A 17,962-nucleotide genomic window follows, 5' to 3' on the forward strand; every position below is an offset into this window, starting at 1 on the left:
ACCTCCTCTATTTAATCTTAGCCAGTACATCCTTAAAGATTTTATAATTTTCTTTTACTCCATCATCCAAGTCTATTTCTATATAAGAATCTGCTATATGCTGCACTTTCTCTTCAAATTGTTGAGATTCTATGATTTTCTTTTTAAGTGCATCTGCACGTTTCTGAAGTTCTATTTTTTTATTTCCACTTGACTCTGCAATAGTGTCTTCTACTCTTACAAGCTCTTGCTTATACCTATCCTGCACTTCAAAAACATAGTTAATTCTTATTTTTGCAAACATATCTTTATCATATCTATGAAGATAAAACAAACCCCTACAAGCACCATTCTTGCCTGAATCATATTGCCAATAAATAGGAAGTTTTTGATACATCTTGCAATGATCCTCATAAAAATCATTTAAGAAATAATTTCTTATTCTTTCCCTACTGCTGTCACTCTTCTTACCCTTAAGCTCTGAAGCTATAAAATCAAGGTTTTCATTTAGATGTTCTTCTCCAAATGTAGTTTTTAAGAATTTAACAAACAACTCTACAATATCATCTTCAAAATACTCTTGATCTGTTATTGGAAGAATACCATCCTCATCAGCTCTAAAACTTCTATATTTTGATGAATCAAACTCTCCACCAGCAAATATAAGTCCTTCTTCATCAAGAGAATATCTACCCATAGCACAACCAATAAAGTAGGATAAGAAATTCTTCACCACATCTTCACGAGTCATTACATACTTGTTACCTTTTATTTCTTCATCTATATCTTTTTTACTGTCGAAGATTTTTGCAACAGTAATATCCTTATCAGCTACTTGAGGAGTTAATTCATTTTCAAGATTATATATTTTTATAAAAATATCATTTAATATTTGTTCATTCTCTTTCAATTTATTAAATCTTTTATTTATTTCTTGCTTATATAATTCATAAGCAGTTTTAATTTTTCCATCAATCTTACTATCAAGTAAGGGAGATTTTTCAAATTCCCAAGAAGTTTCATGCATATCCCAGTCCTTTTTTGAAAGTTTAATACACTCATTAACTAATTCTATTACTTCATTTTCATATTCTTTTTCAATTAATACTGGGAAATTCTTAAAATCTCCTACTTGTAAGTTAATTGTTGGATTTAACATTTTAAAAATATAATTCGATATAGATGATCCCATTAATCCTAGGATATATTTCAAATCAGATTTTCCATTATAAAAAGCTGACATGCCAGATACATCATGAATTCCTCCAGGAGTTCTATACCTTATACTAAATCCACCTGATGTTATAAGTCCCCATGTAATTGCTTCTCTAAAATAATATCCTGTATTTTGTGGTCGTGATCTCAACTTTCCATTACTATCTCTAAAATTCTTTATATCATATCCATCATTTTCCCAGTCTACAAGATAATCATAGTTTCCATACCATTGCCTTCTTTGACCACCTTTATTATATGGAATCCATTTTTTCTTAGTTACAATTAAATCTTCTGCATTTTTTGAATCAAATTTACTTTTTTCTTGTTCTACTTCATACCATTGTCTTATATATTCTGCATTTTTACCAGTAGCCAGCCCTTGTCTTACATCTAAACAATCATCCATTTTTTTTGCTTTCTCAAAATCTTGTATAAGATTTTCGCTTGCCCAATATGCTATTGGCATACCAGGAATTTTTTTAAAATTTTCAACCGAAATTTGTGCATAACTATTTTTTCTTACCGGAAATTCTACAGGTACATCATTTACTATATCTTCTAATTTAATATGATTATAAGTACCTTTGTAATTATCCATAGAAATATTTCTAAAAATACTAACTGCTGTTCCAAAAGCTATATGCATAACCATATTATCCATATGCATAAGTGATGAAATCGTCATATTGTTAAATATCTTTTGCCTCATTTTTTCATAAGAAGATAAAAACATCCAACTCTGCATTGTAACCATCGAATTAAATCCATATGGTTTTAACATAGAACACCATTTTTCAATAAATACAGCAAAAAGATCTGATTTACTATCCTTATAACTTGTTTTAACATATTTTGACAGTTTAGGATTCATTCTTGAACTTCCCATATACGGTGGATTAGTAACAACCACATCATACTTACCTGATAGAATTTTTGCCTGCTCTACAAGTGGTAACAATTGTTCTAATGTTAATAAACCATCTAGATTCATAGCAAATTCTTTCTTAATACTCTCAAATCGATTATATATAACTTCAAAATCCACTGGTTTTACATCAATAATAGATCCATATTCTTTCGCATCCATCATATCTTCTATAATGGAATCTATATCATTCTTTAAATCATTATCTTCATTTGCAAAGTATTCAATAATATTTTTTCCATTCTCTGTTTTAAAAAAGTTACTCTCCTCTATTGCATATATCTTAGGCTGAGGAATATTTCTTCTGCTTAAAAATCTTCTATCATACTGTCTCGCCTTCATCATTAAAGAGAAATACGCAAGCTGTCTTGCTCTTTCATCTATATCAAGACCATAAATATTATTTTCTAATATAAGCCTTACTGCATCTCTCCTCTTATAACCACATGATTCATAAATCTGTATCAAAACATCAAAAAGATAAGCTCCAATATGACCTGAACCTATAGCTGGATCAATGCATTTAATGTCCTCTGGCTTCATATCGGCATATTCTTTCTTTATTGCCTCTAATTTTTCTTGAACCTCTTTTTGTTGCTCTGCTTCTTCTATATAATATTTCCAATTCTCCTTCAATTCATCATCAGGATGTCCTTCAATCCATAGTCTTCCTAGTGAGTTTTCAACCATATATCTTACTATCCAATCAGGAGTAAAAAGCTGTGTAGCTGCTGGAATATCTTCCTTTTGAATTTTTTCGCTTTTTGGTCTACTAAACACCTCATCTTTAGGTTCCGTATTATAATACTGATAAAGCCATCCTATTATCTGAACTTGTTCTTTCCAGTCTTCTTCAGGTATTTCTTTTACCATTTTAGCTATTACAGAATCATTCCTTAGTAGCCCATCTGGGAGAAGAAGCTCTGTGTAGTCATTAAGCTTTTGAAACATACCTGGAAGAACTTCGTTTAAAGCATTACATTGAGTAATAAATAAATAATTAAAAAGTTCCTCTTCCTTGTTACCAGCATTATAAAGTTCTAGAACCTTTGACTTATCAAGCCCTGGTAAATCAATATGTATAGCTTCTGACAGAATCTGAGGTTCAAACTCATTATTTTCTGAAGTGAAAACTCTTATATGGCTAGGTATATATCCATTTACTTCCATAAATCTTATGGCAATAAAACGGTTAAACCATGTATAAGCAACCTCTTCTATAGTTTCATCAAAGCCATCTTTATCTATTTTTTCAATTAATATTCTTCTTGCTTTTTTATCATCAGAAGTCAGGACCTGCCCATTAAGAGCAGTATCCATCTCCTTCATTTCTTTATCTTTTTCTATTCCATATATCTTTGCTTTCTTAGTAACTTTTTCGATAAGTTCTCTTCTTGCCCAGATTGCAAAGTTTTTTATCGCTGTTTTATTCATATCCTACCTTTCCTTTCTTAATTTATTTCTATACCATCACAATCTCCTAAGAGTGTCATAAGATTTTTTTCAATAGTCTCTAGATACTCTCTTATGTCGCTTTCACTTTCCAGAGTTCTTGCAGGGAATATTGATTGCCTATAGAATTTCTTAATATGCTTTTTCTTTTCAGGCTCAGGTGATACTTCAGTTTCTTTTACAGTATCATTTTCTCCACTTTGCTTTCCTTCTTCATCATTACGTCTTCTTTCAGCTTCGGCATTACTTTTTTCAATAGAAATTATATCTTTGACTGCCTGATCCTTTTCAGACCAAAGACTAGGAATAAATCCATCAAGAATTCTAAGACTTTCTGTTTCAGCAATTTCCTTTTTCTTTTGTGTATAAAAATCATCAGTTTTCTTAATTATATTGCCGATAATCCTATCATTTTTATCTCCCCTATGGATTTCTTCCATACATTGTCTTACAATTTCAAGGATTTCTTCACGTTTGCCATAAAGAAGCCTATTATGTCCTTCTCTCACTACCTTCATATAATCATTAAGTTTTGGAACATCCCTATAATCAAAATCGTCTTTTTTAGGATTGATATTGACTATAAGTCTAATTTTATTAAGTGCATCGTTTACTTCACTTTCATTTTGAAGGTAATCAAGGTCTGAACGAAGCAAGCTTTCCAGTCTTGTTGCTTCATCAAATGTATCTACCTGTGACTTAAAGAAGTCTTCAATAGATTCCATATCTTCCTGCATATCTTCAAGCTCATCTTCCATATCAATAAGCTTGTTTACAAGGGCAATATTATCTGTCTTTGCATAAAGAAGATCTGATACAGTAGCCTTTGCTTCAATTATTTTCTTTTTATCAGGATAGTTATTGCCCTCATATTTATTAAGTAATTCATCATAATGGTCTTCTAGATTTTCAAATTTAGAAATAATAAAATCTACAAGTCCATCATCATCTTCTGGCACATCCATAAGGTCAAAGAAATCTCTTAAAAAGTCTCTTGCCTCTTTTATCTTTTGAATACTTATCATTTCACGTTTTTGAATCTTTGTTTTCCCTATTTCACTTCTCTTATATAAAAGTTCTGGAAGCCTCTCATCATCTGTTCTTATGGTTTCTCCACCGTATTTAATAATTACTTTTTGTTCATAGATTAATCTTGCAACTACAGCTGCAACATCTCTTTCTCGCCATCCATAAGGAATAGATGTGAATCTTTTCTGAACATCTGCCATATTGGTAGGAAGGTGTTGCTGGTTTTGAGCTATTAGGTAGGTTTCAATCTCAGTTGCTGCCTTTCTGTTGGACTCTAGTCCTGGCATTATACCATCATCTTCTCTTCCATCAAGAATCTTATAAATATCTTCATCTGAATCTGCATTTTTTGTAATCAAGTCAAGTTTATTATATACATTAGAAACTAGATACTCTAATGCTTCATCAATTTTAGCTTGTGGTGTTCCAGCTTTTACTGTAGTCCTATCTCCATTTATATAAAACTTTGCTTTCATAAAAGCCTCTTTAAGTTCCACTAAGGCATCCTCTTTAAAATGCTCAGCATCGTCTTGTTTACTTCTTATAATATCTTGCATTGATTTTGGAAGTTGTGGGATATTCTTCTTTCTTGCAAACTTATCTATTTTCATAGCATTTTCTATGAAGTTGTAGTATTCCGTATCTTCAAGTACCACAAGAACCTTGTTCTGAGATTCAGTCATCAGTCTAAGTTCCTGTTTATCTATTACGCTTGTTGCAATAGTAAGAATCTCTAGTTCCATTCCTCCAACTGGATTACCATAATTTACACCATCTACTTTTTTATCAAATTCAAAGTCATATTTCTTTTCATAACGGAATTTTTTTGTTGTATATATATTCCCAAAAATCATTTCAGAAATTTTTCTTGTAATCTCGCTTGGATCTACATATTCATCTCTGATTTCTCTTTCTACATCCTGCTCTGCATCAGTAAGAAAATTATATGTATCTCCTATTCTTGCAATATAGTTCTGGTGAATAAGCCTATCCAGTGATTTTTGAATCTTGTTTCTTTCATCAATCTTATCCACTCTTATATCTTCAGCCATCATAATTACAATATTATCAAGATTTGCAGGTATATCTTCCAAATACCTAATCATGTAAAGAAGCTTCAAGACATTAACATCTATAGGTTCAAGACCCTTATCATCTCTTGCTGCTCTTTCTGCTCTTTCTATTACTCTTCTAATTGAACCATCAAGAAAAGTATGAACTGTATCGTAGAACATCCAGAAAGGAATTATTGCATATTCATCCTTATCCTGTACTCTCTGTGCAGCTTCCTGAAACCCCGAAAGCATAGAGCGTTCTCCACCTGATAAATGCTTTCCTGCATTACCATGTTTTCTAATTTCAGAAAACACCTTCTGCATAAGAATAAACTGATATGGCACAAAGGGAAAGTTTATAGAAAACTCTCCTGATCCTTCAAAACCTCTTATATCACCGACTGCTTCCCTAAATTTAAAGAGATTGTCCATAACATTTTTCTGTTTGTCATAAACATCTTCAAGATATGCCTTGGATTCATCATTTTTCTTTAAAATTCTCTTTTGAATAACCTCATCTGCTGATGATGAAGAAAGTGAAAGCCTTGTCTTGAATCTTGCCTGGATTCTTGAAAATTCGTCTGCCCTTGTTCTAATTATTTCATCTAGAGCTTCTTGCCCAGTACACATTACCCAGACTTTTCCCATACACTCTGAGCCTATCTTTTCAACTAAAGATTGAAGATTAAGAAGCATATCAGTATCAGCACCTACATACTGTCCCACCTCATCAATCATGAAAAGAAGCCTATAATTATCTGGCTTACTATCAACATACTCTTTGATTTCAGACACAAGCTGTGCTATTGAAATATCAATTTCTTCAGAGGAGTCAAACCAGTTTCTCGCTGCTGTTTCACTCATACCAAGAACTTCCATAAGTGTTTCAACTACTTCATCTTCACAGAAGTCAAATACATCTCTTGAATCTATCCATGAATCACCATTTTTCTCTTCAAAAACACGTCTAAATTCTTCTGTTTTCCCTTTTCTATCAACATATTGTTCAAGTTTTGCAACTTTAAGATTTTCACCATAAAATCCAAGGTGTTTATAAAACATCTTGGCAAATACCCTTAAAACTGCTGTCTTGTTTTTTCCCATAGGACCTTCTATATCAATATTAAATAGAATTGTTTCTGTAGGAGCCTGTGTCGATTTATCAATCAACATAAATGTTGCTAGATCATCTGTAAATTTTTCTCTGAATCTCTCTACAGTTTTGATTCCATTTACTTCTTTATTTTCTAAAATGTATGAAAGGATTTTTAAGAAGTGAGATTTACCACTTCCAAAAAAACCGGATATCCATACACCTGTATCAGCAGTCGGTCTATCAAAGGAATCTGAATAGTAATTAAAAAAACTTATAAAGTGTTTCTTAAGTTCCCTAGTAATAACATATTCTGAAAGTTCCTGTTCTATTATACTTTCCGTATCTTGATCTACTTTGATAACACCATTTATTTCTCTATTAATGTCATCATAAAACATATTTTGTATTTTCAATTATATTCCCCCCCTAGATCCTAAATTATATTGAACGCTCTATAATACTCATTTGGCGTAAATTCATTAAATAGTATTACTGATCTTCCATTAAAACTTCCTGGATAAAGTACAACTATAGGAATGTCATCAAATCCTGTCTGCAATTCTTCTAAAAGAGAATGAACTCTCATAAAAGGATATACCTCTCCTACTCCTGTAAGTAGAAGAACATCTCCTTTTTCGTGTGGTTCATACTGCATTTTTTCTGCAAAAGCTTTTGTTGTTGAAAACTTTAATATCCTATCTTTAAGGTAGTCGCTTCCTTTTTTTTCTTCCATATCTGGAATCTTCTTAATAATATTTTTTCCCTCACATATTTCCAAAAACACATGATAAAGATTATGACAAATAAGATTACATTCCAGGGAATTATCGTTTTCAAGTTGTTTTGTAAAATGCCTTACTGCCATTTCATCTTCAGGATCATAGCAGAACATTCTTATATTCACTTCATTGCTAAGTCCTTTTCCCGTAAGAAAATCTGGATCTTGAATTAAGTTTCTTAATCTATCAAGTTTTTCATTTATATTACTCACTCTGCTACACTCCTTTACTCAAAATAATTGAAAGCTGGAAGACAAGTTGCATCTCCATTTTCGATTATTTTATCTTTTAGTTTATAATCTAAAAGCACTTCATTAAGCCTTTTAGAACTGGTTTTATCTATATATCCATTCTCTTTTAAGAGACTAGCAAATACCGATTTAAGCTTGTTAATTGTTGAGTCACTCCAACTTGCTACAGTATCATTCTGTTCTTGAAGCCTAGTGAAAAATACATTTAGATCCATTCTGCTATAGGAAAATTTACGGGTTCTGTATTTCTCTCCAATAACAGTAATCATAAACTCCCATATAAGTCTTGAATCTTTCATCATTGCATATAGACATACTTGTCTTGAAATATCCAAAGGTCTATTTATAATCCAGGATACGAGTTCTTCATCTCCAAGTGCATTTAACCTTTTTATACAAGCTCTTGCTCTCATTTTAAGGCTTCTTTCTGTAGGATATTGATATAGATTTTCTTTAAATATTTTTTCTATAGCTTCTTCTTCACTTAATCCTTTCTCAAGTAACTTTGCAGTTATTTTCATTTCATAATACATAAAAGGTTCTCTTGTAAGGGAAGCTATATATGGTGCATTACTATCCATAAAGTACCTCCTTATTTATTCTAATTCTCATTATTTTTTTCTACAGCTATAAATAAATATATCCTATATTCTACAATTAAAATAATTTCAAATATTGGATAAATTTTTTGTATAATATTTCTAATAGTTCTATCTAAGATTTAAAAATTATTATATATTTATTTTCTCAATTAAACAACTTAAAAATATATACAATTATATTATATCTAAATATAACTAAAAAATATTGATAAATTTGAATTTATCAATATTTTATAAGAAACTATTTATTCAATTTATTTAAAAGATCTTTTGCCCAGTTAAAACATTGATTATAACCTTCAATATTGTTATGTTGAATTTTAACTATATATGCATTTGCCGTTGCTGTAATCAACATATATAACAATCTTCTTTTAATTCCTTTTTCAGTGTTGTCTATATCTTTTTTATAACCTTTTTTAAAACTTTCATTCATATCCCATAAAACAAATTCAAATTCATTGTCTCCATACATAACTCTATCAGAATCTATTATGGCTTTTATATTCCAGTTATCATTTTTATCCTTATCGATCAATATATTAGGTTCCCATAAATCGTTATGAACAAGAGAAGTTTTTTTATTTCAAATGTATATGCAATTAAAAAATCATACCAATTATCATATTATAATGATGAATTTAAGCATTTTTTTATATCTTCACTTATCATTATTCTTTTACTTTTTTCTATTAAAAAATTTTTACCAGTTATTGAATAAGAAGGATATACTTTAATATTTTTAAAAAAATATTCATTATTTCTAATTTTATATGTCGAAATATTTGGAATGATTTTTTCACCTACTTCTTCTTTTGCAATATAATTCAAAGCTTTTATTGCAACATCTCCCATAAGCATTATAGATTTTAAATTGTCAAATAAATTCAATTCTTCTTTTAGTATATTTAGATGATCTTTTATTGTTTTTGTTTTTACTATGTATCCTTCTTTGGGAATTTTTATAGTTGTTGTGTAATATATTCCCATCTTTAATAGATCTTCAACATTTTTCAAATCAATTCCTGCATTTGAAAAAGCGGTTGAAAAAGTTTCAAAATTGAAAGAATTTTTGCCATTATATAAATAATCATTTTTGTTTTCTGGTGGAGCTTCACCTATCATGATTATTTTTATTTTGTTTTTGTCGAGGTCTATATTTGGTACAATAAACTCATCGGAAAAGTTAGAAATATTTTCCTTGAGATACTTTAAAATATTCATATTTTTTCCCCCTTTGATTTTTTATATTATAGCATTTTTTAATAAAAAAATATAAACCCCATTTGATATTGATCAAATGGGGTTTTATTTATTCATAATGTGCAATAGCCTCTATTTCTATCTCAGCGTCTTTTGGAAGATTAGAAACTTCAAAAAAACATCTTGCTGGTTTATGTTCTGAAAAAATCTTAGAATATTCATCATTTATTTTTTTAAAATTATTTATATCTTTAACAAATATTGAAATCTTTACTAAATTAAATAATGTTAAGTCTTCGGATTTGAGTATATTCAATATATTATTAATTACAAGACTTGTCTTTTCTTCAATTGTACCTTTTAAAATTTTACCCGTATTTGGAATGATTGGAATTTGACCAGATATGTATAAAAAGTCTCCTGCTTTTACAGCTTGAGAGTAAGGTCCTACAGCTGAAGGAGCTTTTATTGTGTTTATCATTAGCATTTAATCACCTCTATTAACTTTTTATTTCCCTTAGATACGCATATATAGTAAACTTAGAATTTCCAAGTTTTTTTGCTAATTCTTCTACACTTCCTTTTAATAAGAAAAATCCTCTTTTATCCAGTATAGATATGAATTCTATTTTTTCACTTCGAGATAGTTCTGATATTGACTTTCCCATCTTTTTTTGTGCATTATGAATATAATCATCGATTAATTCTTCAAAATCTTTTGGAATAGTTTCTGATTTATTTTCATAATTAGTGTCTAAATCATGGGTTTCAGTCATTTGATTCAATAATTTCTTTATATAATTTATACTTTCTTCATTTTCAAAAAGGGCCATTTTTAATTTTTCAGCCTTTGTAATATCATAATTTATACATAAGAATCCTATTAAGTCATCATTTTCATCGTTTATAAACAAAGTTGTAGCTCTTAATTTTTTATTGTTTGCATTGGCATTATAATTTACCAAATATTTTACTTTATTTTCATTATAATATTGAATTAAAAAGAGTCCTAAATCGGTTAATGGTCCGCCTTTTTTTCTGCCAGAAAGTGAAGCATTTTCTATATGTAAAATAGAATTTTCTGGATTTTTTGCATCATGTAGTACGACTTCATAATCTTCTCCAAGCATTTTTCCTAAACCTTCAGCCACTGGAATAAAAGATTTTAATATTTTATTTATTTTCACAAGACAACATCTCCTTAAACCGAAATTACTATTCAATATTATATTTTATCAAAAGCTTGTTCAAAATCATAAATTATATCTTCAATATCTTCAATTCCGGTTGATACTCTTATCATTCCCAGGTAAATTCCCATTTCATTTCTTTCTTTTTCTGGTATATCAAGAAATGCACAAGTAGCTGGTGGTTGTAAATTTGTTCTAACTCCTCCAAGACTTCCAGCAAAACAACATAATTTAAGAGCGTTCAGAAATTCAACTCCACTTTCTTCATCTTTAACTTTAAAATTGATCATAGATCCAAATTTTGGTAAGATTTCTTTAGCTAATTCATGATTAGGATGAGATTCAAGACCAGGATATGAAACTTTTTCTACTTTTGGATGATTTTCTAAATATTTTGCCAATTTTAAAGCATTTTCACAAGCTTTATCAACTCTTAAAGACATTGTTTGTAATCCTCTTAATAATAACCATGCATTGAAAGGAGATATAGTTCCTCCAAATTTTGTGAGCCTTTCCCATCTCAATTCATATAAAAATTCAGAGTTTCCTGCAATTATTCCACCTAAAACATCATTATGACCACCTATAAATTTGGTTGCACTTTCAACTACAAAATCTGCTCCTAATTCTATAGGTCTTAAAAGTCTTGGACTTGCGAATGTATTATCTACTATATATGTGAGTCCGTGTTTATGAGCTAATTCTCCCAATTCTTTTATAGGGGTTAATTTTATTATTGGATTAGCTATAGTTTCAGCATATATTATTTTTGTTTTTTCATCTATGGCATTTTCTACTTCTTTTAAATCAAGAGTATTTACAAATTTAGTTTCAACACCAAATTTTGGTAATACCTCTTCAAAGAATTCATGTGATGTACTATAAGTAGTTCTATCAGCTATGATATTGTCTCCATTTTCTACTATTCCCATTATTAAAGTAGAAATAGCTGCCATACCAGACGAGGTTACAAGAGCATCTTCAGAACCTTCTAATAAAGCTATTTGTTTTTCGAGTTTTCTTTCGGTTGGATTTCCACATCTCGTATATATATAAACAGATTCTCTATCGCCATCTATAATTTTCTGATAATGTTCTTTGTTATATTGAAAATTAGAAGTCATATATATTGGTTCACTTACAGATTTAGTTTCTGGATTTGGTGAATAATAAACCGCTTTACTTTGAAATTTTAATTTTTTTAATTCTTCATTTGTCATATTATAATCCTCCTAAATTTTTTAGCCTTTAACTGCACTTCCCATTAAACCACCTATTACTTGTTTTTGAAATAATATATATATTAATAAAGCTGGTAAGGCTGATATTAATATTGCAGCCAACATTACAGGATAATTAGTTACATGTTGTCCAACAAAATCTCTTAATCCTATAGGTAATGTTTTTAATTTTGGATCGTTTATTATAACTAAAGGGAATAAGAAATCATTCCATACCCATATAACATTTATAATAGCTGTAGTAAAAGAAGCAGATTTTGCCAAAGGAAGCATAATCTTAAAAAATATTTTTAATTCTCCAGCACCATCTATTCTTGCCGCTTCTATTAATTCTTTTGGAACTGTTATGAAAAATCCTCTCATTATAAAAATTGACATTGGAATATTAAAAGCTATTGTTGGTAATATAAGTCCCATTCTTGTATTCAAAAGTCCCACTGATTTTAAACTTGTTGATAATGGAACGAGTGTTGTATAAGATGGAATAGCCATTACTGCTATCAGAGTAAATACAATAGCTGAAGACCATTTCACTTTATATGCAACAAGAGCATATCCAGCCAAATTTGCAATTATAACTGTGATAAAAACTGATACTAATGTAACCAATATAGAATTGATTGAATATATTCCTAATGCTCCTTCACCCCATGCTTTTATATAATTATCAAAATTAAGGTGGGAAGGCAATTTCCAAACTGAAGAAAAAAATTCACTATTAGTCTTCATAGAGCTATAAATTAACCATATGAATGGAAATATGACTATACAAACATGAATTATAACTATTAAATATACTATAAATTTAGAAAAATTCTTTTTCAACATCAAAGAAATTCACCTCCCCTATGAATAAGCTTTAGATTTACCAATAAGTTTTAAAATTATTAATCCAGATATTATAGTTATTATTAATTGCATACATCCTATTGTAGCTGAGTAGCCCATTTCAAAATCGTTAAATCCAACTTTATATAAATAAGTCGATAAGACTTCACTTGAATGATTCGGACCTCCATTCGTTAGAACAAAAGTGAGTGTAAATGTTTTAAAAGAGTTTATTATACATAATAAAGAAGTTGATTGAATAGAGTCTTGAATCATTGGTATAACAACACTAAAAAAATTTTTATAATTATTTGCACCATCTATTTTTGAAGCATCAAATATAGATTCTGGTATATCTTGAATAGCTGCTACAAATAAAAGAATATACATACCTATATAAGTAAAGTTCATAGCATTGATAACTGCTAAAAAGGCAGTAGATGGATCTCCTACCCATCCTCTTGTCAAAAAATCGAGATTTAATCCTCTCAAAACACCATTTATTAAACCAAAATATGGGTTATAAATAAAATTCCAAAGAAGACCTATACAAATCTCACTTATAACAATAGGTATTAAATACAAAAACAAAAAGATTTTTCTACCTTTTTTTATAACTCTGACAAGCCAATAAGCTATTATTAATGCTAAAAAAACTTGAAAAATTACAGTTAATAAACTTAAAGATATATTATTAGTCAAAGATTTCCAAAATATTGAGTCTTGAAATATTCTTTTATAATTAGAAAAACCAATAAAAATCTTTTCTGCTGCACCATTCCATTTAAAAAATGATAAATAAAAAGAATAAAAAACTGGATATGCCATAAATAATATTAAAAATAAAAATGCCGGCGATAAAAAAGACAAAGCTCTTTTATTTTCTAATTTTTCTATTTTATTAAGATATTTTTTTTCAATTTCAGCCATAAATTTCTAACACCACACTTTCATTTCTAATAATGTTAAAAAATAATTTTTTTAGTTTCTGTTCACAGAATCTTTTATGGCTTTATCTATTTTTTTAACAGCTTCTTCTGGTTTGATACTTAAATCGTAAATACTTTGAATAGTATCATAATATACTTGCATAGCTTTTGGTGGCATTGCTGTATCATAAAAAGGATCTAAATTATTAGCTTTTTCTATAGTGTTTTTGTTTACTAAATATAATAATGGATCTGCTGTTTCTTCAGTAACCGCACCTTTAACACATTCTAGTGTTTTTCTTAATTTTACATATTCTTTTGCCATGTCTAATGATGTAATATGTTTTAAAAATAAAATTGCATCATCTTTGTTTTGACATTTGTTTGAAATTGCAAAACAAGCAGCGACACCTGCAATTACATCACTTTGATCTCCTTTAGAATTCGCAATTTTTGGAAATTCAAAATATCCACATTCAAAATCTTTTCCAGCTGCAAGATTTTGACCTAATTGCCAAGTTCCATCCATAGTCATAGCTGCCATACCATTAAAAAATAGCATATCACTTTCAGTTTCTGTCATACTGTTTATTCCCATAGGGAAATAATTTCTTTTTACCATATCTTGAATTAATTTAAAAGAATTAATCGCTTCTTCTGTATTAAAAGAATAATTTGGATCATTTCTTAAATATCCTTGAATTATTCCAGATTTATCGAATCTCAACATAAAATAATGAAACCAAAATGGACCTGCCCAAAAATCTTTATTTCCTAAAGATATTGGTATAATTCCTTTTGATTTTAAAAAATCACATACAGTAAAGAGTTCTTCTAAAGTTTTTGGTGTTTTTAAGTTATATTTTTCAAATATCTTTTTGTTATACCATATTTGTACTGTATCGATATCTATAGGAACAGCATAAATATCATCATTTACAGTAACTCTATCGAGAGCTGATTCTAAAAAATCATTTTTCCAATTATTTTCATTTAAATCTTTAGTAAGCGGGTAAATCAAACCTGAATTAACAAATTCATCTAATGTTCCGCCAGGTAGAGCATAAAAAACATCTGGTGGATTTCCTGCAGCCATAGCTGTGTTTAATTTGATTTTATATGAAGAATGTTCTAATGCAACTTCTTCAATTTCAATATCTGGATTAGCTTCTTTAAAAGAGTCTATCCATTTTCTTGCCAATGCAACTTTTGAATCCTGACCAGCATATGCATGCCAAATAACTAATTTTCTTTTTTCAGATAAACCCATAGAACAAATGAATAAAAAAGATAAAATCATACAAACAAAAAATTTAAAATTTAAACTCTTTAACATACAAAAACCCCCTTCTTAAGCTTTATTTCATACAATTTATTTTATATTTTATAAAATAGCAAAATTTTTATTCGATAATTAAGGGTAAAAATAACCATTAATAAAACAAATAAACCATTTAAATAATAAAATCGAACCCATACAATAATTTGTATGGGTTCGATTTTTATAACAATAATTTGTATTTTTTAATTTGTTCTTATTTTATTTATGAAATTAATATAATCTCTTTGAACTTTTTTATAGTCTTCAAATCTATTTTTATTATTTTTGTTCCATTTATCCATGAAAGATAAAAGTTCTTCTTTTAATCTTTCAGTATTTTGATCTGTGTATTTTTCTTCTACTTCTTTTAAAATATCTTTCAAATACTCTTTCATGTCTTGATATCCTATCATATAATATAAATAATTAGATAATTTTTTTAGATCTTCTATTTTAAGTTCTTCTTGATTTATGAACATATTCCATTCCATTATAAAACGTTTCATGTTTTTTTCTATATAAAACATAATATCTTTTTTAGCTTCGACTGGAGGTTTATGAATAATTGTGAGATCTTTATCGGATATATAATAACTTCTAAATATATTTTGTTTTTTACTTATATTTATGTATTTATTACCATTTTCATATATAAGTCTTGATGCAAGTAATAAAGAAAAATCTTCTCCCCTTGGAACATCTAGAGGGTATAACATTTTTTCTGCAAATTCTTTTCTAACTATCATATTTCCACCAAAACCAAAAGTACTTTCTTTTATATTTTCATCTTTGGATAATTCTATTATATCCATATCCATAGAACTAAATTTTTTCCAAGATTTAACAGGATCTTCTCCCATGATTCTGACAGTTCCATTTTTTTCATAAGGGGCTGTTATTATAAATTTATCAGGATTTTCTTTTAATATTTTAACAGTTTTTTTAAAGTAATTTTTTCTCAATAATTCATCATCATCTATTTGTATTATTATATCTTCTTTATTGATCAATGGAATTATAAATCCTTGATTTCTTATTTCTGGATACCCTTTAACACTAAAAAAATCAGATTTATATTTTTCTCTTAAATTCAAAATATCTGTATTTGTATAGATTTCATATTCAAAACGTGATTCATTCATTAATTTATTTACTTTTTCATATATTATATTATCTTTTTTTGTAATTTCATTTGCAGCAATTGCAAATATATACAATTTTATTTCTTCATTTTCTGGTACTTCAAGTTCATTTATACTTTTTAAAGTATCAAAAAAAGTATTTTTTTCTTCAAATTCTTCTAAAGGAGTTGGATGATCAAAGGGATGCTTTTCTCCTTTTTCTGTTGTTAAATATATGTTTATAACAATAGCATTTTTCATTTATTCACCTCGTAGTATCTCTTTTTATAAGTTTAACAGGTATAAGTATTTCTGTGTCTACATCTTTTTCATTTATTAAATCTAAAAGCATTTTAAATGATTTTTCAACTATTTCATCAACGGGTTGCTCAACAGTAGTCAATGCTGGTGTTGAGAAATTGGAGAGTGGTATATTATCATATCCTATAATTGATATATTATCTGGTATATTTATATTTCTTTCATTCAATGCTTTCAATGCACCAAAAGCTTTTTCATCACCAGAAATTATTATTCCATGTGGAATTTTTTTCATGTTTTTACAGTAATTATATGTATCTTGAAATGTTCTTATGTTTATGAGTATATTATTTTCATTTATTTTTATTTTATTGTCTTCAAACGCTTTTATATATCCTTTTTTTCTCTTTATATTCAATGTATACTGAAGATTTCCAAGCATTAAAACTATATCTGTTAATCCATTTTTTATTAAATGATTTGTGGCTTGATACATCCCAGAGAAACTATCAGTTGCAACAAAAGGTGTTTTTGAATTCGTTTCACCTATTGTGACAAAAGGTATTCCAGCCTGCTGAAAAATTTTAACTTTTTTATCATTTTCTTTTATATTAAATATTATTGCACCATCTACAAATCCAGATTTCAAAAGATGCATTCCATTGAAAGGATTTTTTTGTTCGGATATATATTCAGTCATAAAAACATTATAATCATATTCTGCCGCTTTATCTATTATTTTTTGAAATAGTATTGAATACCATTGACCTGGATATGTATTTTTTTGTTTTTCTATTACTATCATTATATTATTCATAGTCTTTTTTCTCAGACTCTTTGCAAAAATATTCGTTTCAAAACCAGTTTCTTTAAGTACCTTTTCTATTTTATTTCTGGTACTTTCTTTTACATTTGGATTATTGTTTATAACCCTTGAAACTGTTCTTATAGAATATCCTGTCATTTGAGATATATCTTTTATTGTCAATTTTGAATCTTTCATTTTAATCACCTTTTTTATTTATTAAAAGCATTGAGTTTACAGGTCTTACCATTCCAGCAGATGTATAATTAGATGTACAAGGATATGATAATTCAAAAAACTCTTTATCTTTTATAAATCCAAGACAACTCGATGCTCCTCCATCAATATTCATTATATTTTTAACATCTTTTATCTCATTTTCAACCATCTTGACGATTTCATCGAATCTTACACCTTTGCTTTCTTTTGTTCTTCCTGAAAAAACTATAAAGAAAAATCCATTTTTATGGTCATTTCCAATTATAGTTCTTGGCCCTCTCAGCCACTCTTGAACCTGAGTTTCTTGAGTTTGCATAGATAGAGGATTGTACCATCCTTCAACTTTAAAATTTTCATATGCTTCTTTTTGTGTCTTAACTAAATTTTTTCCTTCTTTATATAATAAAGTTCCTCCACCAAATATTTTATTATAATTTTTATTTTTATTTATTATAATT

General features: G+C 28.4%; 14 protein-coding genes and 1 pseudogene. All 15 read right to left on the reverse strand.

From position 1 onward, the window contains the following. Positions 1 to 7: 7 nt before the first annotated feature. Positions 8 to 3,556 (reverse strand): BREX-1 system adenine-specific DNA-methyltransferase PglX, encoded by a 3,549-nt coding sequence (gene pglX / locus PWP28_RS09585; protein WP_308644658.1) that lies wholly within the window; start codon positions 3,554 to 3,556, stop codon positions 8 to 10. A gap of 17 nt (positions 3,557 to 3,573) precedes the next feature. Beyond that, entirely contained in the window at positions 3,574 to 7,167 is a 3,594-nt protein-coding gene (gene brxC / locus PWP28_RS09590) for a BREX system P-loop protein BrxC (protein ID WP_308644659.1), read from the reverse strand. 20 nt (positions 7,168 to 7,187) lie between these two features. Next, positions 7,188 to 7,745 (reverse strand): DUF1788 domain-containing protein, encoded by a 558-nt coding sequence (locus PWP28_RS09595; protein ID WP_305081827.1) that lies wholly within the window; start codon positions 7,743 to 7,745, stop codon positions 7,188 to 7,190. Between the two features lie 14 nt (positions 7,746 to 7,759). Next, positions 7,760 to 8,365: a DUF1819 family protein gene (locus PWP28_RS09600; protein WP_305081826.1), complete on the reverse strand. Its 606-nt coding sequence runs from the start codon at positions 8,363 to 8,365 to the stop codon at positions 7,760 to 7,762. Positions 8,366 to 8,627: 262 nt separating this feature from the next. Next, a pseudogene (locus tag PWP28_RS09605) lies at positions 8,628 to 8,954 on the reverse strand (fructosamine kinase family protein); the annotation flags it as partial. 59 nt (positions 8,955 to 9,013) lie between these two features. Beyond that, positions 9,014 to 9,610: a uracil-DNA glycosylase gene (locus PWP28_RS09610; protein WP_305081824.1), complete on the reverse strand. Its 597-nt coding sequence runs from the start codon at positions 9,608 to 9,610 to the stop codon at positions 9,014 to 9,016. 88 nt (positions 9,611 to 9,698) lie between these two features. After that, the gene (locus tag PWP28_RS09615; protein ID WP_308644660.1) at positions 9,699 to 10,076 is read right to left on the reverse strand and encodes a Rid family detoxifying hydrolase; all 378 of its coding nucleotides are present in this window, start codon (positions 10,074 to 10,076) and stop codon (positions 9,699 to 9,701) included. 13 nt (positions 10,077 to 10,089) lie between these two features. Then, a complete protein-coding gene (locus PWP28_RS09620; protein ID WP_308644661.1) occupies positions 10,090 to 10,776 on the reverse strand; it encodes a helix-turn-helix transcriptional regulator in 687 nt (228 codons plus the stop codon). Positions 10,777 to 10,814: 38 nt separating this feature from the next. Continuing rightward, positions 10,815 to 11,999, reverse strand: a complete 1,185-nt coding sequence (locus PWP28_RS09625; protein WP_308644662.1) for an aminotransferase class I/II-fold pyridoxal phosphate-dependent enzyme — start codon at positions 11,997 to 11,999, stop codon at positions 10,815 to 10,817. Positions 12,000 to 12,020: 21 nt separating this feature from the next. Next, positions 12,021 to 12,848: a carbohydrate ABC transporter permease gene (locus PWP28_RS09630; protein WP_308644666.1), complete on the reverse strand. Its 828-nt coding sequence runs from the start codon at positions 12,846 to 12,848 to the stop codon at positions 12,021 to 12,023. Positions 12,849 to 12,866: 18 nt separating this feature from the next. Continuing rightward, positions 12,867 to 13,778, reverse strand: a complete 912-nt coding sequence (locus PWP28_RS09635) for a carbohydrate ABC transporter permease (RefSeq protein WP_305081683.1) — start codon at positions 13,776 to 13,778, stop codon at positions 12,867 to 12,869. A 51-nt stretch (positions 13,779 to 13,829) separates the two neighbouring features. Then, complete coding sequence (locus tag PWP28_RS09640; RefSeq protein ID WP_308644663.1) at positions 13,830 to 15,113, reverse strand: extracellular solute-binding protein; 1,284 nt, start codon at positions 15,111 to 15,113, stop codon at positions 13,830 to 13,832. A gap of 188 nt (positions 15,114 to 15,301) precedes the next feature. Beyond that, positions 15,302 to 16,480, reverse strand: a complete 1,179-nt coding sequence (locus PWP28_RS09645; protein WP_308644664.1) for a hypothetical protein — start codon at positions 16,478 to 16,480, stop codon at positions 15,302 to 15,304. A 4-nt stretch (positions 16,481 to 16,484) separates the two neighbouring features. Further along, a complete protein-coding gene (locus PWP28_RS09650; protein ID WP_109604856.1) occupies positions 16,485 to 17,483 on the reverse strand; it encodes a LacI family DNA-binding transcriptional regulator in 999 nt (332 codons plus the stop codon). 1 nt (position 17,484) lies between these two features. Next, positions 17,485 to 17,962 (reverse strand): phosphodiester glycosidase family protein (locus PWP28_RS09655; RefSeq protein WP_308644665.1); only part of this gene is annotated, 478 nt, incomplete at its 5' end.

This window comes from Oceanotoga sp. (assembly GCF_030445905.1).
GTDB lineage: Bacteria > Thermotogota > Thermotogae > Petrotogales > Petrotogaceae > Oceanotoga > Oceanotoga teriensis.